This window comes from Pseudomonas sp. So3.2b (genome assembly GCF_019464415.1).
Classification (GTDB): Bacteria; Pseudomonadota; Gammaproteobacteria; order Pseudomonadales; family Pseudomonadaceae; genus Aquipseudomonas; species Aquipseudomonas shahriarae.
In genome coordinates this window covers 1262164-1281192 of the sequence record NZ_CP080494.1, presented here as the reverse complement: position 1 = coordinate 1281192, position 19029 = coordinate 1262164, and the positions used below count along the sequence as shown (strand labels likewise).

Genomic DNA, 19029 nt, shown 5'->3' with positions numbered 1-19029 from the left:
TAGACTGCAAGCCATTCCAAACAGGAATTACCGCAATGGAATTCAAACAACTGCGCAGCTTTATCGAAGTGGTCCACCGTGGCGGGTTTACCCAGGCCGGGAAAACCTTGCATATCAGCCAGTCCGCCGTGAGCAAGCAAGTGGCGCAACTGGAGCAAAGCCTGGGCACGCCGCTGCTCGACCGCATTGGCTCCCAGGTGCGCCTGACCGCCGCCGGGCAGGTGGTGCTGCAACGGGCCGAAGCCATGTTGCGCCTGCAAACCGAGCTGCTGAGCGAGCTGGACGACTTGAATCAACTCACCCGTGGCGAGTTGCGCATGGGCCTGCCGCAGTTGGGGGGCGACACCCTGTTTGCCGGGCTGTTTGCCGAATATCGCCGGCGCTACCCCAATGTCAGCATCCAATTGCTCGAAGGCGGCAGCCGCAATATTGAGCAGGCCATCCTCGCGGGTGAGCTGGACGTCGGCGGCAGCCTGCTGCCCACCGATCCGGCTTTCGCCTGGCAAGCTTTCTGTGATGAACCGCTGGATGCGCTGCTGCCCGTGGACCACCCACTGGCGCAGCACACAGAGATTGGCCTGGAGGAGTTGGCCGACACGCCATTTTTGATGTACCAGCGCAGCTTTGTGCTCAATGACCGGCTACTCCAGGCCTGCCAGCAACTGGGCTTCACACCCCGGGAAAGTGGGCGCAGTGGTCAGGCGGACTTTCTGGTGGCACTGGTAGCCGCCGGCCAGGGCGTGGTGCTGCTGCCCAGCGTGGTCGCACGTGGGCTGGAACGTCCCGGCGTGGTGCGCCTGACACTCAGGGCACCGCAATTCCTACGTTGGGATATCGCCTTTATCTGGCGCCAGGGCGCCTATCTGTCGAAAGCCGCCCTGGCCTGGCTGGCGCTGCTGCGCGAATACCCGATCAGCCGCGCAGTGCGCTGACCAACTCTGCCAGCCATGGCTCCGCGTCAGCTTCCGGGGTGACGCTTTCGCTGGCATCCAGGCGCAGCATTGGCAGGACTTCGCGCACCCCCAATTCGCCGAACAGCTCACGCATCTGCTCGCCGCCGCCACAGAAGGTGTCGCCGTAGCTGGCGTCGCCCAGGCCGATCACCGCGCCAGGCAAACCGCGCCAGGCGGCGGGCAGTTGGTCGCGGATCATCGAATACAGCGGCATCAGGTTGTCCGGCAGTTCGCCCATGCCGGTGGTGGAGGTGACGGCCAGAAAGGCGTCCGGGGCGAAGGCCTGCACATCGGCCAGGGTCGCCCGCGGGTTATGCCAGGCCTCGAAACCGGCTGCATTGAGGATACCCATGGCGTGGCGGGCAACTTCTTCTGCCGTGCCATAGACCGAGCCGGAAAGGATGGCGACTTTCATCAATCTGATCCTGTAGTTGAGTGAAAACCTGGGATATTAACAGTTGGCAGCCGGGTGGGTTGCCCTACACTAAGAAATCCACAAACACGCTATGGATCGCTCAATGATCAACGCCAAGCTCATGCAAATGGTGGTCAATGCCTCCAACGACGGGATTGTCGTGGCGGAACGGGAAGGCAAGGACAAGCCGCTGATTTACGTGAACCCCGCCTTCGAACGCATGACCGGCTACAACCTGGACGACGTCCTTTATCAGGATTGCCGCTTCCTGCAATCGGGTGACCGCGACCAGCCGGCCCTGATGGCCATTCGCGAAGCCCTGGACAGTGGCGGCGCATGCCGGGAAATCCTGCGCAACTACCGCAAGGACGGCACGCATTTCTGGAATGAACTGTCATTATCGACGGTTTATAACCAGGCCGATCAGCAGACTTACTTCGTCGGCGTGCAAAAAGATGTCACGGTTCAGGTCAAGGCCCAGCAGCGTGTGACCCAGTTGGAAGCCCAGGTAGCAGCACTTACGGCCGAGTTGGCAACGCTCCGGGCGACGAGCGGATCTAACAAACTTTAGAAAATATGGTCTTTAGGGTGATAATCAGTTTAATCACGCATTTCCTTGAGCCACATCAATGCAACGCGACGCGCTTTTGACCCAGGACGAGCTGGATTTCATCCAGAACATGCACCACAACCCGCAGCTGAATGTGCGGGATGTGTCGTCGAGCCTGACGGTCAACGGTGGCGCGCAGATCCGCGACCTGCTTACGCGCCTGGCGGCCCATGAGCAGGTGACGATCCAGGCGCAGTTCGATAACCAGCAAATGACCTTTCCACTGCAACTGGTGGAAGACGAGTTCCATGCCCTGCACTTGCGTCTTGGGGTGCCGAGTATTTTCGAGGATGGGCCGATGATTCGGCCCTGGCGCCTGGAGCTTGAAGATCCGGTCGCCCTGGAAAACGTCAGGGGTCAGCCGGGAGCGTTGTGGGTGCATGAAGTGTCGTTCAAGGGCCTGCTGGTGCAGTGTCGCGGCCGCAGCAAACCACCGCGCACGTTCTCGATGTGGTTCAGCCCCTCCGGCTACGAACGGATTGCCGTGCGTGGCACGTTAGAGCGCGAAACGGCTCGCGGCCTGTTTGCCTACCGCTTGAGCCAGGGTGATGCGGATGAAACCGAGCGCCTGCGCCAGTTCATCCTGCAACAGCATCGCCTGGCCCACCCCGAAGTGCATGCCTGATCTCAGGTATCCAGGGTTCCACTGAGAAACTGCTGCAAGCGTCGCTGCATCAACCGCCCTTCATTGCCCAGGCAACCGATGGCAGTACCGGCCAGTTGCTTGTCGGCCATGTCCGAGGCATCACCGGCCAATAGCAGCGGGCACTCCAGGGTCAGGGCCAAGCGCTCCAGCCGATTGGGCAAATCGTGGGTCGGTGAGTGGTTGGAGAACAGCACCAGCGCCTGCGGCCGGGTCTTCTCGCAGATCAGCGTCAACTCATCCAGGGGATGGCCCAAGCTCAACACGTGAACGGCCAGTTCATCACCACTGAGCATCAGCCCCGCCACCAGCAACTCCAGTTCTCGGCACTCACCGGCAATGGCCGCCAGCAATACCTGTGGCGTACGGCCGGCACGGGCCATCTGCAGGCGCTGGGAAATCCGCGCCCGCAGGAAACTGTCGAAAAACAGCCATTCGCTGGCCTGGCCGAAACGCCCCTGGTGACGCAACAACTGTTGCCAAAGGGGCATCAGGATGTCCTGGAACACCACCGCAACGGGGTATGCCGCAAAAATCTGTCCGTACAGGCGTTCCAGTTGCAGCTCATCAAAAGCGCCGATGGCAAGTTGCAATTGCTGCTGCCACTGAGTCGACTCGTGTTCTGCGTCGCCTTCCTGCAACTGGCGCACGAAAGAGGCCTGCGAATCGTCGCGCGCGAGGATCTTGCCAACTTTGCTGACCGCCACGCCACGCTCGATCCAATCCAGAATGCGATGGACGGTCTCAATATCCTTCTGCGTGTACAGGCGATGCCCGCTTTCGGTGCGTACCGGTTGGATCAAACCATAACGCCGCTCCCACGCTCGGAGCGTGACCGGGTTGATACCCGTCAATCTCGCAACTTCGCGAATCGGGAACAACTCATCTGCCGCACAGTGGGCGCTTGGTGCAATACCTTGGGATGGTGCTGTGATTACAGGCATCGGCTGACCAAAACTATACAAAGTTGGATCCCATTTAACGCTTTTATACCTGTCTTTTTCAAGGGAATTGCCCAGCCGTCCAATGTCGCTGGCGTATTTCGTCAAATCAGGAATAATCCTTGCCTGTTTTTTCTGCGTCGCCGCTCTACCCCGCGGTTTCGCCAGGGACGCCACCTACCCGGTACAGCGCTCCCACACATTCGGAGATACACAATGTCTACCCTCCCCGTCACCTTGATGGTCGCGCGCCGCGCTGCCCAAGGTCGCTATCAAGACATGATGAGCTGGCTGCGTGAAGGCGAGCAACTGGCCACTGACTTTCCCGGTTACCTGGGCTCCGGCGTGCTTGCCCCGCCTGCCGACGGTGGCGAATTCCAGATCATCTTCCGCTTCGCCGACGAGCAGACCCTGCACGCCTGGGAATTCTCGGCCTCGCGCAGCGCCTGGCTGAGCCGTGGCAGCGAGTTGTTTGCCGACCCTATGGAGCATCGGGTCAGCGGCATGGAGGGCTGGTTTGGTGCCGTAGGCCAACGCCCGCCGCGCTGGAAACAGGCCGTGGCGATCTGGCTGGCGTTTTTCCCGGTGTCGCTGCTGTTCAACTTTGGCCTTGAGCCCTTGCTGGCCGAACTGGGCCTGTTCAGCCGCGTGCTGGTCAGCACCCTGGCCCTGACGCCGTTGATGGTCTATCTGTTCATTCCGCTGTCGACCCATTTGCTGGCAGGCTGGCTCAATCCTGCGCCGCCACGGGTAAAACCTGCCGAAGCAACCGTTTGAGCCGATCCGCAACAGGCCGGTCGCTGGTATAGTTTTAGCTTGCCCGCGACTCGAGCTTCCCATGACTTCTCCCGCTCCGATCCTGATCACCGGCGCCGGCCAACGTGTCGGCTTGCACTGCGCCCTGCGCCTGCTGGACGACAACCAGCCGGTGATCTTCAGCTATCGCAGTGAGCGTCCCGGCGTGCAGGCCCTGCGCGAACGTGGGGCGATTGGCGTGTTTGCCGACTTCTCCTCTGAGGCCGGCATCCTGGCATTTATCAGCGAACTCAAGAGCCATACCGATAGCCTGCGGGCGATTATCCACAATGCCTCGACCTGGGCCGCAGAAACACCTGGCGACGAAGCCCACGCCTTTATTGATATGTTCAGCGTGCACATGCTTGCGCCGTACCTGATCAACCTGCATTGTGCTGACTTGTTGCGCTGCTCGACGCTGGCCGACATTGTGCACATCAGCGACGACGTGACCCGCAAGGGCAGCCGCCAGCATATCGCCTACTGCGCCACCAAGGCCGGGCTCGACAGCCTGACCCTGTCCTTCGCCGCCCAATACGCGCCCCGGATCAAGGTCAATGGCATCTCGCCGGCCATGGTGATGTTCAACGACGGCGACGACGCGGCCTATCGCGCCAAGGTCCTGGCCAAGTCTGCATTGGGTATCGAACCCGGGCCTGAGGTGATTTACCAGAGCGTGCGTTACCTGCTGGACAACCCTTATGTCACTGGCACCACCCTGACCGTCAATGGCGGGCGGCATGTCAAGTAAACCCGAACACCAGCCGCCTGGGGTTCCTGCAACTGATTGGACGGAGCAAGTAGCAATGCCACAACTTCAACCAGGTATGGCGCGCATCCGGGTCAAGGACCTGTGTCTGCGCACCTTTATTGGCATCAACGAGGAGGAGATCCTCAACAAGCAGGATGTGTTGATCAACCTGACCATCCTGTATGCCGCACAAGACGCGGTGCGCGATAACGACATTGACCACGCCTTGAACTACCGCACCATCACCAAGGCCATCATCGCCCACGTCGAAGGCAACCGCTTTGCCCTGCTCGAACGCCTGACCCAGGAACTGCTGGACCTGGTGATGAGCAATGAGTCGGTGCTGTATGCCGAAGTCGAAGTCGACAAGCCCCATGCGCTGCGTTTTGCCGAGTCGGTGTCGATCACCCTGGCAGCCAGCCGTTAACCCCCTGAACCTGCGTGAACCCCATGACTGATCAACAACGCCTGGAACTCGAAGCCGCCGCCTTCCGCCGGCTGGTCGCACACCTGGACAGCCGCAAGGACGTGCAGAACATCGACCTGATGAACCTCGCCGGGTTCTGCCGCAACTGCCTGTCCAAGTGGTACAAGGCCGAAGCCGACGAACGCCAGATCGAGGTCAGCCTCGATGACGCCCGCGAAGTGGTCTACGGCATGCCGTACGCCGAGTGGAAAGCCCAATACCAGCAAGAAGCCAGCGCCGAACAACAAGCGGCGTTTGCCAAAGGAAAACCCCATGACTGACCTGAACACCCTGCGCGCCAGCCTCAACAGCGGCGCACACGTCTTTGCCGACACCCTGGCGTTTATCGCTGCCGGCTACGACTACCAGCCCCAGGCCTTCACCAACGGTGACGTAGAAAACGCCGCCGGGCAAAACGAGGGCTCGTGCAAGACCCTGGGCCTGGCGCTGCTGGAAGGCTTGAGCGACCAAGAGGCCCTGCTGGCGTTTGGTGAGCACTATCGTTCGGTGCTGGCGACGCCTGAGGGCACAGATCACGGCAATATCCGCGCGTTGATCGAGCATGGGTTGGCGGGTGTGAAGTTCGGCGCCCAGCCCTTGAGCCGGCGCTGATCGGGTTAACACGTCTGTACTCTGGCGTTGCTTGAATCGCGCCCATAAAAAAACCGGCCTCGCAGCCGGTTTTTTCATTGCAACGGTTTAGAAAGCAGCGTCTTTCAAGCCGTCGAGGTAACGCTCGGCATCCAGGGCCGCCATGCAGCCGGCGCCGGCCGAGGTGATGGCCTGGCGGTAGACGTGGTCAGCCACGTCGCCAGCGGCAAAGATGCCTTCGATGTTGGTCGCGGTAGCATTGCCTTCACGGCCGCCCTGCACCACCAGGTAACCGTCTTTGGCGGTCAGCTTGCCTTCGAACAGCGAGGTGTTCGGAGTGTGGCCGATGGCGATGAACACGCCGTCGACTTTCAGCTCGTCGAAGCTGCCGTCGTTGTTTTTCAGGCGCGCACCGGTCACACCCATGTTGTCGCCCAGGACTTCATCCAGGGTGGCGTTGAGCTTGAGGATGATCTTGCCTTCGGCAACCCGCGCGTGCAGCTTGTCGATCAGGATCTTCTCGGCGCGGAAGGTTTCGCGGCGGTGAACCAGGGTCACGGTGCTGGCGATGTTGGCCAGGTACAGTGCTTCTTCGACAGCGGTGTTACCACCACCGACCACAGCCACCGGCTTGTTGCGGTAGAAGAACCCGTCGCAGGTCGCGCAGGCGGAAACGCCTTTGCCCATGAACGCTTCTTCCGATGGCAGCCCCAGGTAACGGGCGCTGGCGCCGGTGGCGATGATCAGCGCGTCACAGGTGTAGACGCCACTGTCGCCGGTCAGGCTGTAGGGCTTTTTCGAGAAGTCCACGGCATTGATATGGTCGAAGACGATTTCGGTCTCGAAACGCTCGGCGTGCTCTTTCATGCGCTCCATCAACACCGGGCCGGTCAGGCCGTGGACGTCGCCCGGCCAGTTGTCGACTTCAGTGGTGGTGGTCAACTGACCACCCGCCTGCATGCCGGTGATCAGCAACGGCTTGAGGTTGGCCCTGGCCGCGTAGACCGCAGCGCTGTAACCGGCAGGGCCGGAACCGAGAATAATCACTCGCGAATGACGGGTATCAGACATGACTCACTCCTATCGACCGCCCGGACTACAGAGCGGCTGGAATAAAAAAGGACCGCGAAGCACTTGGGGAAGGCTTTTTAACTCGCAGGCCCTAAAAATAATGGGTGCAGCGTATAGAGGGGGGCAAGATTAAGGAAATACGGATTAACAATCCAGCTCATAGGCGGTCTCTATGCCGTGGCACCTATTAATCAACATGTTTGTTACCGTTAATGTCGGCTTGCTGACCGTGCTTTCACCCTACCGGCAAAGCCGGTAAGGTCGGCGCGTTTACCCTTTTGCCCGGAGTTTTCCATGCCCGCCCCCGTTCTGTCAGGCCCACAATACCTGCGTGAAGGCCTGAAACTGGTCTTGAGCCCAGGCCTGCGCCTGTTCGTCCTGCTGCCCCTGGCGATCAACCTGATACTGTTCGTCGGGTTGATTTATTTTGCTGGCCATCAGTTCAGCCTGTGGGTCGACACCTTGATGCCGACACTGCCCAGCTGGCTGAGCTTCCTCAGCTACATCCTGTGGCCGCTGTTTGTGCTGCTGGTGGCCTTTATGGTGTTTTTCAGCTTCACCATGCTCGCCAATATCATCGCCGCGCCCTTCAATGGCTTCCTCGCGGAAAAAGTCGAAGTGGTGGTGCGCGGTACCGATGATTTCCCCGCCTTCAGCTGGGCCGAGCTGTTCGCCATGGTCCCGCGCACCCTGGCCCGGGAAATGCGCAAGCTGGGCTACTTCCTGCCCCGGGCCATCGGCCTGTTTATCCTGTCCTTCATCCCCGTGGTCAACCTGATTGCCGCACCGCTGTGGCTGCTGTTCGGGGTGTGGATGATGGCGATCCAATACATCGACTACCCGGCCGACAACCACAAACTGGGCTGGAACGAAATGCTCGCCTGGCTGCGCCAGAAGCGCTGGCAGAGCATGAGCTTCGGCGGGATTGTTTACCTGGTGTTGCTGGTGCCGGTGGTCAACCTGCTGATGATGCCGGCGGCGGTGGCCGGGGCCACGTTGTTCTGGGTGCGTGAGCGCGGCGCCGAAACGATGCTGGCGCAAAAGCCCTAACCTGTTCGATTGACCTGGATCATGGCGATTTGCCCACACAGAGCACATGGTTATTAAAACTATAAGCCTGTGGGGAGCACACCGTGTACAGACCGTTAATGCTGATGTTCGGATTGATGTTGGGCGGCGAGGCCTGGGGGGCCGCCGCCGCCAATGAACCCATCCTGCCGGTGCAACCGGCGAAGATCACCGATGCCAACAAGGTCGAGTTGGGCAAGCAATTGTTCTTCGACCCGCGCTTGTCCAAGTCCGGTTTTATTTCCTGCAACTCGTGCCACAACCTGAGCATGGGCGGCAGCGACAACCTGCCCACCTCCATCGGCCATAACTGGCACCAGGGCCCGATCAACTCGCCGACGGTGCTCAACTCGAGCATGAGCGTCGCGCAGTTCTGGGACGGGCGCGCGGCGACTCTGCAGGAGCAGGCCGGCGGCCCAATCGCCAACCCCGGCGAGATGGGCTTTACCCACGACCTGGCGGTGGACGTACTGCGCTCGATCCCGCAATACCAGGCGGCGTTCAAGAAGGTGTATGGCGATGACGGCATCAAGTTCGACGATGTGACCAATGCCATTGCGGCCTTCGAAGAAACCCTGGTCACCCCCAACGCCCCATTCGACCGTTGGTTGCTGGGCGATAAAAAAGCCATCAGCGCCACTGCGGCGCAGGGCTACCAGCTGTTCAAGAGCATCGGCTGTGTGGCGTGCCATAACGGCGAAGCGGTCGGTGGCAGCACCTTCCAGAAAATGGGCATGGTCGAACCCTATGCCACCCAGAACCCGGCCCAGGGCGTGGCGGGCCTGACCGGCAAGGATCAGGACCGGATGATGTTCAAGGTACCGACCTTGCGTAACGTCGCCCTGACCTACCCCTACTTCCACGACGGTGCCTACTGGAACCTCAGCGAAGCCGTGGACGTGATGGCCCGCCTGCAACTGGGGCGCAAGTTGAGCACCGATGAGGTCAGCCAGATTGTCGCATTCCTCGACACCCTGACCGGCGACCAGCCGGACTTCAAGCTGCCGATCCTGCCACCGTCCTCGGCCAAGACCCCGCGTCCTGCGCCGTTCAACTAAGCCAGTACCGGGCCTGTCGTCATAAATCCGTCATTGCGATGACACAATGACGACATGGCCCGCGCCGACACTGGCTGCATGACGACAGCTTCCCTGAATATCACCCTGATCACCGAAACCTTTCCACCGGAAATCAACGGCGTGGCCAACACCCTTGGCCGCCTGTGCGACGGCCTGCGCGCCCGTGGGCACCAGGTGGAGTTGGTGCGCCCACGCCAGGGTGGCGACTCGAGCCGCCTCAGCGACGACGGCCTATTGTTGTGTCGCGGCTGGCCTCTGCCAGGGTATCCCGGCCTGCAATGGGGCCAGTCCTCGATGCACAAACTGCTGCGGCGCTGGAAACGCCAGCGTCCGGACGTGCTGTACATTGCCACCGAAGGCCCGCTGGGCTTGTCGGCCTTGCGCGCGGCACGGCGCCTGGGGATCAGCGTGGTCAGCGGTTTCCATACCAACTTCCAGCAGTATTCCAGCCAGTACGGCCTAAGCATGCTCAGCCGCATCCTGACCCACTACCTGCGCTGGTTCCACAACCGTTCCAGCCTGACCCTGGTGCCCAGCGTCAGCCAGCGCCTGGAACTGGAACGCCGCCACTTCGAGCGCCTGGACCTGTTGTCGCGCGGGGTCGACAGCCAACTGTTCCACCCGGCCAGGCGTGACAACACCTTGCGTGGGCAGTGGGGCCTGGGCAATGACGATATTGCGATCTTGCATGTCGGACGCCTGGCGCCAGAGAAAAACCTCGGCTTGCTCAAACGCTGCTTCGAGGGGTTGCAGGCGACTTATCCACAGCGTCGTTTGAAGCTGATCGTGGTCGGTGACGGGCCACAGCGGGAGACACTGGCGAAGAGCCTCCCCGAGGCGATTTTCTGCGGCACGCAACGCGGCGAGGAACTGGCCCGGCACTATGCGTCAGGTGACTTGTTTCTGTTCCCCAGCCTCACCGAGACCTTTGGCAACGTGGTACTGGAAGCCATGGCCTCCGGATTGGGCGTGGTGGCCTACGACCAGGCGGCCGCCACCCAGCATATCCGCCATGGCTACAGTGGTGCCGTGGCGATGCCGGGTGATGAGGATGCATTTTGCGATGCCGCCAGTTGGTTACTGGAAGAACCCGAGAGTCTGCGCCGGATGCGCCTGAATGCCCGCCAACATGCCAGTCGCCAGGGCTGGCCGGCAATTATCGAGCAGTTCGAGCACCAACTGCGCAGCGTGTGCGGTGAGGAACCTGTCGATACAGGCAGCTCGCGCCTGGTGTGATGTATATCCAGTTACTTTAGACATGGAACCATCAGCTCTCTAGCGCCATACAGATAGGGCTGCAGATTCAGGCTCGTGCAGGTCTGCGCAGACAATCATGCGATGGAGTCTTAACCATGTTAATCAACACCAACCCTTTACCGACCTCAGCCCTCCCCCCGAACAACGGCCAGAAGGATCCCGCGCAGTATGATCATTTATGGCAAAAGCACGGCAGAGACATCGAACCCTTCACCGCCGACGAGCAGAAACTGCTGAACAGTGACCGATTCAATCGACTCACACATGAGGCAGACCTCCCTGATCAAACAGCCGTGCAGGAAAAAGCGCAGCGCAATCAACTTCGGCGGCAGTTCGGGATATCGTCGCAAGAGCCCTCACACTCACCCAGCCAAGTCAGCTCGGGTCAGCCTAAGGCAGAGTCCCGCCCCTTTGAGCAGCTTACTTCCGCCCCAAGGGTGGATAATCCGCTACCGCCCGAGGTTGCATCGCGCCCCTTGATGTACGCTCCGAACACCGCCAAGGGTGGATAGCCCGCCCTTCAGCCGCAGCTAACGCATGGGGCAGCAACCTCAGATGAGCCGGGCCAGCCGGCTCATCCTGAGCGTCACACCAAGGTCATCAGCGCTTCACGACTGAACGGCAAGATATCGCCCTCACGGCCTTCACGGACCTTCAGCGCCCAATCCGGGTCGACCAGCAGCGCACGACCAACGGCCACCAGGTCGAACTCATCGTTATTCAGGCGCTCCAGCAGTTTTTCCAGGCTCGCCGGCTGCGCCACTTTGTCAGTATTGACCATGAACTGCAGGAACTCGCCATCCAGGCCCACGCTGCCCACAGTGATGGTCGGTTTGCCAGTGAGCTTGCGGGTCCAGCCCGCCAGGTTCAGCTCGGAGCCTTCAAACTCCGGTTCCCAGAAACGCCGTGTGGAGCAGTGAAAAATATCCACACCCGCGTCCGACAACGGCTTGAGAAACTCACCCAGTGCCTCGGGCGTTTGCACCAGACGCGCGGTGTAATCCTGCTGCTTCCATTGGGAGAAACGGAAAATGATCGGGAACTCGGGACCTACCGCCGCCCGCACGGCCTGAATCAACTCGATGGCGAACCGGGAGCGATTGGTCAGGCTGCCGCCGTATTCATCCGTACGCTGGTTGCTGCCTTCCCAGAAGAACTGGTCGACCAGGTAACCGTGGGCACCGTGGATCTCCACGCCGTCCATACCGATGCTCTGGGCATCCTTGGCGGCCTGGGCGAAGGCAGCAATCACCGCCTGGATATCCTGGACCGTCATGCCGTGGACCACCACGTTACCGTCCTTGAGTTTTTCCATCGGGCCATAGGCCGGCACGCTGGCATCGGGTTCTGTGCCTATGCGCCGCACGCTGCCAACGTGCCACAGTTGCGGGACGATCTTGCCGCCCTCGGCATGCACCGCGTCGACCACTTTCTTCCAGCCGGCCAATGCCGCTTCACCGTAGAAATGCGGGACATTCGGATAGCCGTTGGAAGCCTGGTGGCCCACCACCGTGCCCTCTGTGATGATCAGGCCAACGCCGGCCGCCGCGCGACGGCGGTAGTACTCGATGACTTTGGAATTGGGTACGCCACCGGGGGAAAACGAACGGGTCATCGGCGCCATGACCACGCGGGTCGGCAATTGCAGTGCACCGAGCTGGAAAGGTTTGAACAAGGCTTGGACAGGCATGGCAGCACTCCGCATGAAAGGGGTTTTATGATGCGGATAATATGGAGTGCAGACCGCACTGGATAGCACTATTGATTGCGGTGATTAAGGTGCAAAAGCGGGAGGATACATCGACTTGTGGCAAAGGGGCGTGCCCCCTCACCACAGCGCCAAATCAGGCCAGGGCCTTTTCGATGGCCTGGATAACACTCGGATCATCAGGCGCGGTACGTGGGGAAAAACGCGCCAGCACCCGCCCATCCTTGCCCAGCAGGAATTTCTCGAAGTTCCAGGTGATATCCCCTGGAAACTCCGCGCCCTCACCTGCCAGCAAGCGATACAACTGATGACGATCGGGACCGTTGACCTCCAGCTTGCTGCCCAGGGGAAAGCTCACGCCATAGTTGAGGCTGCAAAACGCCTGGATCTCGTCTTCGGTCCCGGGCTCCTGGCCTGCAAATTGATTGCACGGCAGGCCCAGCACGGTGAAACCCTGGCCCTTGTACTGCTGATAAAGTTTTTCCAGCGCCGCATACTGCGGGGTCAGTCCACACTTGGAGGCGACATTGACCACCAGCACAACTTGCCCCTTATAGGGCGTCAGAGGCAGCTCCTGACCATCCAGGGCTGTGAGTTTAAGGTCGTGGAAAGCACTCATGACGAACTCCAGATTTCCCATATTCTGTGTAACGGCCATTCGAGATTACAGCCGCCCAGCCGGCAAGAATAGCCGCCAATCAAAAAAGGCGCCCGAAGGCGCCTTTCTTTTCAACTGACTGGACGTGGCCCGTCAATCAATGGTGGTGACCACCTTCGCCGTGTACGTGGCCGTGGGCAACTTCTTCCTGGGAAGCGTCGCGGATGGCAACGATCTTGACCTGGAAGTTCAGGCGCTGGCCTGCCAGCGGGTGGTTGCCGTCGACGGTGACATCGTCGCCGTCCAGGTCGCGGATGGTCACGATCTGCATTTGGCCGTCCGGAGCGGAGGCGTGGAACTGCATGCCCACTTCCAGTTCGTCGACGCCTTCGAACATGCTGCGGCTCAGGGTGCTGACCAGTTCGGCCGAGTACTCGCCGTAGGCATCTTCAGGTTCTACGGCAACGGTCAGTTCATCACCAACCTCTTTGCCTTCCAGGGCCTTTTCCAGGCCCGGGATGATGTTACCTGCGCCTTGCAGGTAGACCAGCGGCGCGCCGCCGGCGGAGCTGTCGATGACCTCACCAGCGTCGTTGGTCAGGGTATAGTCAATGGAGACAGCCTTGTTGGCGGCGATCGGCATGGGGCGAGACCTTTTGCATAAGAATGAAGAACGGACAAGTCTAAACAAGGATTTGCCCGAAAGCGAACACAACCCGGACAGACGGAGTCGATCCAGTGACTCGACGGTCGTCGGATTTCATCAGGACGCAGACGGCCACTGGGTCGCCGCGCTGTCCTGCGGCCATACGCAACACCTGCGCCACCAGCCGCCCTGGCAATCCAGGGGCTGGGTGATTGATCCGGCGCAACGCCTGGCAAAAATAGGCCAGCCCTTTGCCTGTGGCTGGTGTGCGCAGCGCCCGGATAACGATACCCTTGGCAACTGATTCCCGGTCGGCGCGCAGCCATAGCGCACCACCGAAGCCATGCACCTTCAGAGAATTCGCATGCAGACTTTTTTTATCGCGCCCACCGATTTTGGTGTGGGTCTGACCTCCATCAGCCTTGGGCTGGTGCGTACCCTTGAGCGGGCCGGGCTGAAAGTCGGCTTTTTCAAACCGATTGCCCAGCCGCACCCCGGCGATACCGGGCCTGAGCGCTCCACCGAGCTGGTGGCGCGTACCCACGGCCTGAAACCGCCGCAACCCCTGGGGTTGGCCCATGTCGAGCGGATGCTCGGCGATGGCCAGCTCGATGAGTTGCTCGAAGAAATCATCACCCTGTACCAGCAGGCCGCCGTGGGCAAGGACGTGCTGATTGTCGAGGGCATGGTGCCGACCCGCAGCGCCAGCTATGCCGCACGGGTCAACCTGCACCTGGCGAAAAGCCTGGATGCCGAAGTCATCCTCGTCTCGGCCCCGGAAAACGAAGTGCTGACCGAACTGTCCGGCCGCGTGGAATTGCAGGCGCAACTGTTCGGCGGCCCGAAAGACCCGAAAGTGCTGGGCGTGATTCTGAACAAGGTGCAGACCGACGAAAGCATGGAAGTCTTCGCCGCGCGCCTCAAGGAGCATTCGCCGTTACTGCGCAGTGGCGATTTCCGCTTGCTGGGCTGTATCCCGTTCCAGCCCGAGCTCAATGCCCCGCGCACTCGCGACGTGGCCGACCTGATGGGCGCACAAGTGCTCAATGCGGGCGACTATGAAACCCGGCGCATGAGCAAAATCATCATCTGCGCACGCACCATGCGCAACACCGTGGAGCTGCTCAAGCCCGGCGTGCTGGTGGTGACGCCGGGGGATCGCGACGACATCATCCTCGCCGTCAGCCTGGCCGCGATCAATGGCGTGCCCCTGGCCGGCCTGCTGCTGACCAGCGACACCCTGCCCGACCCACGGATTATGGACCTGTGCCGTGGTGCGTTCCAGGCCGGGCTGCCGGTGCTGTCGGTGAGCACCGGCTCCTACGACACCGCCAACCAACTCAACAGCCTGAACAAGGAAATCCCGATTGATGACCGCGAACGTGCGGAGATCATCACCGATTTCGTCGCCAGCCACCTGGACGCGCGCTGGCTGCACCAGCGTTGCGGTACGCCACGGGAGATGCGCCTGTCGCCGGCAGTGTTCCGCTACCAGTTGATCCAGCGTGCCCAGGCCGCCAACAAGCGCATTGTGCTGCCCGAGGGCAGCGAGCCGCTGACCGTGCAAGCCGCCGCCATCTGCCAGGCCCGGGGCATTGCCCGTTGTGTGCTGCTGGCCAAGCCGGCTGACGTCGAAGCCGTGGCCCGCGCCCACGGCATCGAGTTGCCCGAAGGCCTGGAGATTCTTGACCCGGACCTGATTCGCGAGCGCTATGTCGAGCCGATGGTGGCCCTGCGCAAGAGCAAAAGCCTCAACGCGCCGATGGCCGAGCAGCAACTGGAAGACACCGTGGTGATCGCCACCATGATGCTGGCGCTGGATGAAGTGGACGGCCTGGTCTCCGGGGTCATCCACTCCACCGCCAATACCATCCGCCCGGCCCTGCAACTGATCAAGACCGCGCCGGGCTGCACCCTGGTGTCGTCGGTGTTTTTCATGCTGTTCCCTGAACAAGTACTGGTCTACGGCGACTGCGTGATGAACCCGCACCCCAGCGCCGCGGAACTCGCGGAAATCGCCCTGCAGAGCGCCGACTCGGCCGCCGCCTTCGGTATCACCCCGCGCGTGGCGATGATCAGCTACTCCAGTGGTGACTCGGCCAGTGGCGAAGAAGTGGAGAAAGTCCGCGAGGCCACCCTGCTGGCCCACGAACAACAAAGCTCGCTGCTGATCGATGGCCCCTTGCAGTACGATGCCGCCGCCAACGAAAACGTCGCTCGGCAACTGGCACCCAACAGCCTGGTGGCGGGCAAGGCCACGGTCTTTGTGTTCCCCGACCTCAACACCGGCAACACCACCCACAAAGCCGTGCAGCGCAGTGCCGATTGCGTCAGCCTCGGCCCGATGCTCCAAGGCCTGCGCAAACCTGTGAACGACCTGCCCCGTGGGGCCCAGGTGGACGATATCGTCTACACCATCGCCCTGACCGCGATTCAAGCCGCCAACCGACCTATGGATGCCTAAATGCTGGACTTTCTGCCTGCCCCCCTGCGTGGGGTCCTTGCCTCGCTGCTGCTGGCGTTGAACACCATCCTGCTGTGTTCATTCCTGTTTATCGTCGCGCTGTTCAAGGCGCTGCCGTTCGCCAAGCGCTTCAGCGAGTGGTTGATGAACCACACCCATGAAGCGTGGATCAGCAATAACAAGGCCTGGATGAACCTGGTGCGCCGCACCCGCTGGCACCTCAAGGGCCTGGAAGGCCTGGACTACCAGCACTCGTACCTGGTGACCAGCAACCACCAGAGCTGGGTCGATATCATGGTGTTGCAGTACGTGCTCAATCGACGGATCCGCCCACTGAAGTTTTTCCTCAAGCAGGAGCTGATCTGGGTACCGGTGATTGGCCTCGCGTGGTGGGCGCTGGGCTTCCCCTTCATGAAGCGTTACACCAAGGCCTACCTGGAGAAACACCCGGAGAAAAAAGGCAAGGATCTGGAAACCACCCGCAAGACCTGTGCGAAGTTTCGCGATAACCCGGTGGGTATTTTCAACTTTGCCGAAGGCACGCGGTTTACCCCTGGCAAACATGCCCAGCAACAATCGCCGTTCCGCTACCTGCTCAAGCCCAAGGCCGGCGGCATTGCGTTTGTACTGGATGCCATGGGCGAGCAACTGAAGTCACTGGTCAATGTGACTATCCACTACCCAGGCGGGCGCCCGGGGTTCTGGGACTTGTTGTGCGGCAATGTAAAAGACGTGGTGGTGCAGTTTGAAGAGGTGCAGATCCCGGCCGAGTTCATTGGCAAGAATTATGAGCAGGATGGGGAGTATCGGTTGGCGTTCCAGGGCTGGATCAACCAGTTGTGGGAAGACAAGGATGCCCTGTTGAGCCGGCTTCACATCGAGTACCCAGGCAATCGGTGATCACCATGTGTGGCTTGCCTGCGATAGCGGTCTGTCAGATGTAAGTGCATTGCCTGAACCACTGCCATCGCAGGCAAGCCAGCTCCCACACTGACTGTGTCAACCTGAAGAATGTGAAAAGCCCGCCACCGAGTGATCGGTGGCGGGCTTTTTTGTGGCGGCGAGGTTTAGATCGCGCCGCGCTGGCGCAACAGCTCCAGCACTTGCTTGACGCTGTCGTCCAGCGACAGGGCCTGGGTGTCGAGCACCAGGTCGGCATTCAACGGCACGTCGTACGGGAACGACTCACCAGGGATGTTATCCCCACCCGCAGCATACAGGCCTTGCGGGTCACGCTCGGCACACACCAGCGGCGAGGCCTGCACGTACACGGTCAGCAAACGCTCACTGCCGATCAACGCCTTGGCCTGTTCACGGCCTTCGGCATCCGGCGCCACGAAGGCCGCCAGGGTCAGCAGGCCGGCTTCGTTGAACTGACGCGCCACGTGAGCAGCACGCCGCCAGTTCTCGGTACGCCCGGCTCGGTCCTGTGGCAGACCTTTATTGAGGTCATGGCGCAGGTTCTGGCCATCGAGTACGAACACCGCACGGCCCATGTCGAACAATTTACGCTCAACTGCATAGGCCAAGGTGCTCTTGCCTGCGCCCGACAGGCCGCTGAACAACACGGTGGCCGGCTGCTGGCCGAAACGCTGGGCGCGCTCTTCGGTGGCCACGTGGGCCAACTTGCCGTGCTGCGCCGCGCCGCCATGGCTGACCGGTGGTGCGATGATCATGCCCGCGGCCACAGTGCCGTTGGTCAGGCGATCAATTACGATAAAGGCGCCGGTGGTGCGGTTGCTGGCGTAACCGTCCAGGGCAATGGCCGCGTCGAGGCTGACCTTGACCCGACCGATCTCGTTCAGTTGCAAGGCACTGGCGGGGCCTTCTTCCAAGGTGTTCACATCCACACGATGCACGATGCTGGTGATGGAACCCGGCACGTAGCTGGTAGCGCGCTTGATGTCGTATTTCTTGCCCGGCAGCATCGGCTCCTCGGCCATCCACACCAGCATGGCGTCGAAGGCGTCGGTCACTTGCGGCACGTTGTCGGCATGCACCAGCAGGTCGCCACGGGAGATGTCGATCTCGTCTTCCATGGTCAGGGTCACGGCCTGGCCTGGGCCTGCGTGCTCCAGTTCACCTTCGAAGGTGACGATGGATTTGATGCGGCTGCTCTTACCCGACGGCAACACCACCACTTCGTCGCCCTTGTGCACGATGCCGCTGGCCAGGGTACCGGCGAAACCACGGAAGTTCAGGTTCGGGCGGTTGACGTACTGCACCGGGAAACGCAGGTCGGTGTAGTTGCGGTCGTTGGCGATCTCGACGGTTTCGAGGATCTCCATCAGCGACTGGCCGGTGTACCACGGCGAACGCTCGCTCTTGTTCACCACGTTGTCGCCCTTGAGCGCCGACATCGGCACAAAGGCCATGGTGCTCGGCTTGAATGCAATGCCCTCGGCAAACTTCAGGTAGTCGGCCTTGATCGACTCGAAGATGCTCTCGTCGAAACCGTTGAGGTCCATCTTGTTGATCGCGATAACGATGTGCTTGATGCCCAACAGCGAGGCGATAAAGCTGTGGCGACGGGTCTGGGTCTGCACGCCGTAGCGCGCATCCACCAGGATGATCGCCAGGTCACAGGTGGACGCACCGGTGGCCATGTTGCGGGTGTACTGCTCATGGCCGGGGGTGTCGGCAATGATGAATTTGCGCTTGGCGGTGGAGAAATAGCGGTAGGCCACATCAATGGTGATGCCCTGCTCACGCTCGGCCTGCAGGCCGTCGACCAGCAAAGCCAGGTCGATATCGTCACCGGTGGTGCCGACTTTCTTCGAATCGCGGGTGATGGCTTCCAGATGGTCTTCGTAGATCATCTTGGAGTCGTGCAGCAGGCGCCCGATCAGGGTGCTCTTGCCGTCGTCGACGTTGCCACAGGTCAGAAAGCGCAGCATTTCCTTGCGTTCGTGCTGGCCCAGGTAGGCGAGGATGTCCTCGCTGATCAAATCAGATTGATGCGACATGACAGCC

General features: G+C 61.0%; 22 protein-coding genes. 15 read left to right on the top strand and 7 right to left on the bottom strand.

From position 1 onward, the window contains the following. The first annotated feature begins 35 nt into the window (after positions 1 to 35). Complete coding sequence (locus K1X80_RS05630; RefSeq protein ID WP_198792281.1) at positions 36 to 932, top strand: LysR family transcriptional regulator; 897 nt, start codon at positions 36 to 38, stop codon at positions 930 to 932. On the opposite strand, the gene K1X80_RS05625 is transcribed toward K1X80_RS05630, so the two are convergent. Next, positions 913 to 1368: a flavodoxin gene (locus K1X80_RS05625; RefSeq protein ID WP_057444540.1), complete on the bottom strand. Its 456-nt coding sequence runs from the start codon at positions 1366 to 1368 to the stop codon at positions 913 to 915. The genes K1X80_RS05630 and K1X80_RS05625 overlap by 20 nt on opposite strands. Positions 1369 to 1471: 103 nt before the next feature. On the opposite strand from K1X80_RS05625, the gene K1X80_RS05620 reads away from it, so the two are divergent. After that, on the top strand, positions 1472 to 1939 hold the full coding sequence (locus K1X80_RS05620; protein ID WP_057437813.1) for a PAS domain-containing protein: 468 nt from the start codon (positions 1472 to 1474) through the stop codon (positions 1937 to 1939). 58 nt (positions 1940 to 1997) lie between these two features. Beyond that, positions 1998 to 2603 (top strand): hypothetical protein, encoded by a 606-nt coding sequence (locus tag K1X80_RS05615; RefSeq protein ID WP_220172705.1) that lies wholly within the window; start codon positions 1998 to 2000, stop codon positions 2601 to 2603. 2 nt (positions 2604 to 2605) lie between these two features. Here K1X80_RS05615 and K1X80_RS05610 read toward each other — a convergent pair whose 3' ends face one another. Continuing rightward, positions 2606 to 3565: a MerR family transcriptional regulator gene (locus K1X80_RS05610; protein WP_057437810.1), complete on the bottom strand. Its 960-nt coding sequence runs from the start codon at positions 3563 to 3565 to the stop codon at positions 2606 to 2608. Between the two features lie 213 nt (positions 3566 to 3778). On the opposite strand from K1X80_RS05610, the gene K1X80_RS05605 reads away from it, so the two are divergent. The 5 genes from K1X80_RS05605 to K1X80_RS05585 all read left to right on the top strand — a co-directional run bounded on the left by K1X80_RS05605 (position 3779) and on the right by K1X80_RS05585 (position 6186). After that, a complete protein-coding gene (locus tag K1X80_RS05605) occupies positions 3779 to 4339 on the top strand; it encodes a hypothetical protein (RefSeq protein ID WP_057958325.1) in 561 nt (186 codons plus the stop codon). Between the two features lie 61 nt (positions 4340 to 4400). Continuing rightward, a complete protein-coding gene (gene folM / locus K1X80_RS05600; RefSeq protein ID WP_057437799.1) occupies positions 4401 to 5108 on the top strand; it encodes a dihydromonapterin reductase in 708 nt (235 codons plus the stop codon). Positions 5109 to 5163: 55 nt separating this feature from the next. Then, positions 5164 to 5535, top strand: coding sequence for a dihydroneopterin triphosphate 2'-epimerase (gene folX, locus K1X80_RS05595; protein WP_057437798.1), 372 nt, complete (start codon positions 5164 to 5166; stop codon positions 5533 to 5535). Between the two features lie 23 nt (positions 5536 to 5558). Beyond that, positions 5559 to 5855, top strand: a complete 297-nt coding sequence (locus K1X80_RS05590) for a DUF1244 domain-containing protein (protein ID WP_057437796.1) — start codon at positions 5559 to 5561, stop codon at positions 5853 to 5855. Next, positions 5848 to 6186, top strand: coding sequence for a HopJ type III effector protein (locus tag K1X80_RS05585; RefSeq protein ID WP_169990144.1), 339 nt, complete (start codon positions 5848 to 5850; stop codon positions 6184 to 6186). The genes K1X80_RS05590 and K1X80_RS05585 overlap by 8 nt, the downstream gene beginning before the upstream one ends. Before the next feature lie 87 nt (positions 6187 to 6273). Here K1X80_RS05585 and trxB read toward each other — a convergent pair whose 3' ends face one another. Beyond that, the gene (gene trxB, locus K1X80_RS05580) at positions 6274 to 7236 is read right to left on the bottom strand and encodes a thioredoxin-disulfide reductase (RefSeq protein ID WP_057958322.1); all 963 of its coding nucleotides are present in this window, start codon (positions 7234 to 7236) and stop codon (positions 6274 to 6276) included. A gap of 294 nt (positions 7237 to 7530) precedes the next feature. On the opposite strand from trxB, the gene cysZ reads away from it, so the two are divergent. From cysZ to K1X80_RS05560, 4 genes are all read left to right on the top strand, one after another. Further along, positions 7531 to 8286, top strand: a complete 756-nt coding sequence (gene cysZ / locus K1X80_RS05575) for a sulfate transporter CysZ (RefSeq protein WP_029295586.1) — start codon at positions 7531 to 7533, stop codon at positions 8284 to 8286. A 98-nt stretch (positions 8287 to 8384) separates the two neighbouring features. Further along, positions 8385 to 9362, top strand: a complete 978-nt coding sequence (locus K1X80_RS05570) for a cytochrome-c peroxidase (RefSeq protein ID WP_162947782.1) — start codon at positions 8385 to 8387, stop codon at positions 9360 to 9362. 78 nt (positions 9363 to 9440) lie between these two features. Further along, positions 9441 to 10619 (top strand): glycosyltransferase family 1 protein, encoded by a 1179-nt coding sequence (locus tag K1X80_RS05565; RefSeq protein ID WP_186625440.1) that lies wholly within the window; start codon positions 9441 to 9443, stop codon positions 10617 to 10619. A 116-nt stretch (positions 10620 to 10735) separates the two neighbouring features. Then, complete coding sequence (locus tag K1X80_RS05560; RefSeq protein ID WP_057437786.1) at positions 10736 to 11152, top strand: hypothetical protein; 417 nt, start codon at positions 10736 to 10738, stop codon at positions 11150 to 11152. Between the two features lie 74 nt (positions 11153 to 11226). Here K1X80_RS05560 and K1X80_RS05555 read toward each other — a convergent pair whose 3' ends face one another. The 3 genes from K1X80_RS05555 to K1X80_RS05545 all read right to left on the bottom strand — a co-directional run bounded on the left by K1X80_RS05555 (position 11227) and on the right by K1X80_RS05545 (position 13589). Continuing rightward, positions 11227 to 12330 (bottom strand): NADH:flavin oxidoreductase, encoded by a 1104-nt coding sequence (locus K1X80_RS05555; protein WP_057958319.1) that lies wholly within the window; start codon positions 12328 to 12330, stop codon positions 11227 to 11229. Between the two features lie 154 nt (positions 12331 to 12484). Further along, on the bottom strand, positions 12485 to 12967 hold the full coding sequence (locus K1X80_RS05550; protein ID WP_057958318.1) for a glutathione peroxidase: 483 nt from the start codon (positions 12965 to 12967) through the stop codon (positions 12485 to 12487). Positions 12968 to 13103: 136 nt separating this feature from the next. Beyond that, the gene (locus K1X80_RS05545) at positions 13104 to 13589 is read right to left on the bottom strand and encodes a peptidylprolyl isomerase (protein WP_017476012.1); all 486 of its coding nucleotides are present in this window, start codon (positions 13587 to 13589) and stop codon (positions 13104 to 13106) included. On the opposite strand from K1X80_RS05545, the gene K1X80_RS05540 reads away from it, so the two are divergent. The 3 genes from K1X80_RS05540 to K1X80_RS05530 are packed head-to-tail and all read left to right on the top strand — an operon-like array spanning position 13558 to position 16956. Then, positions 13558 to 13896, top strand: coding sequence for a DUF3565 domain-containing protein (locus K1X80_RS05540; RefSeq protein WP_081044174.1), 339 nt, complete (start codon positions 13558 to 13560; stop codon positions 13894 to 13896). The genes K1X80_RS05545 and K1X80_RS05540 overlap by 32 nt on opposite strands. A 60-nt stretch (positions 13897 to 13956) precedes the next feature. After that, the gene (gene pta, locus K1X80_RS05535; protein ID WP_057958317.1) at positions 13957 to 16056 is read left to right on the top strand and encodes a phosphate acetyltransferase; all 2100 of its coding nucleotides are present in this window, start codon (positions 13957 to 13959) and stop codon (positions 16054 to 16056) included. Next, on the top strand, positions 16057 to 16956 hold the full coding sequence (locus K1X80_RS05530; protein ID WP_057958316.1) for an acyltransferase: 900 nt from the start codon (positions 16057 to 16059) through the stop codon (positions 16954 to 16956). 167 nt (positions 16957 to 17123) lie between these two features. Here K1X80_RS05530 and cysN read toward each other — a convergent pair whose 3' ends face one another. Next, complete coding sequence (gene cysN, locus K1X80_RS05525) at positions 17124 to 19022, bottom strand: sulfate adenylyltransferase subunit CysN (RefSeq protein ID WP_220172704.1); 1899 nt, start codon at positions 19020 to 19022, stop codon at positions 17124 to 17126. Between the last annotated feature and the right edge of the window lie 7 nt (positions 19023 to 19029).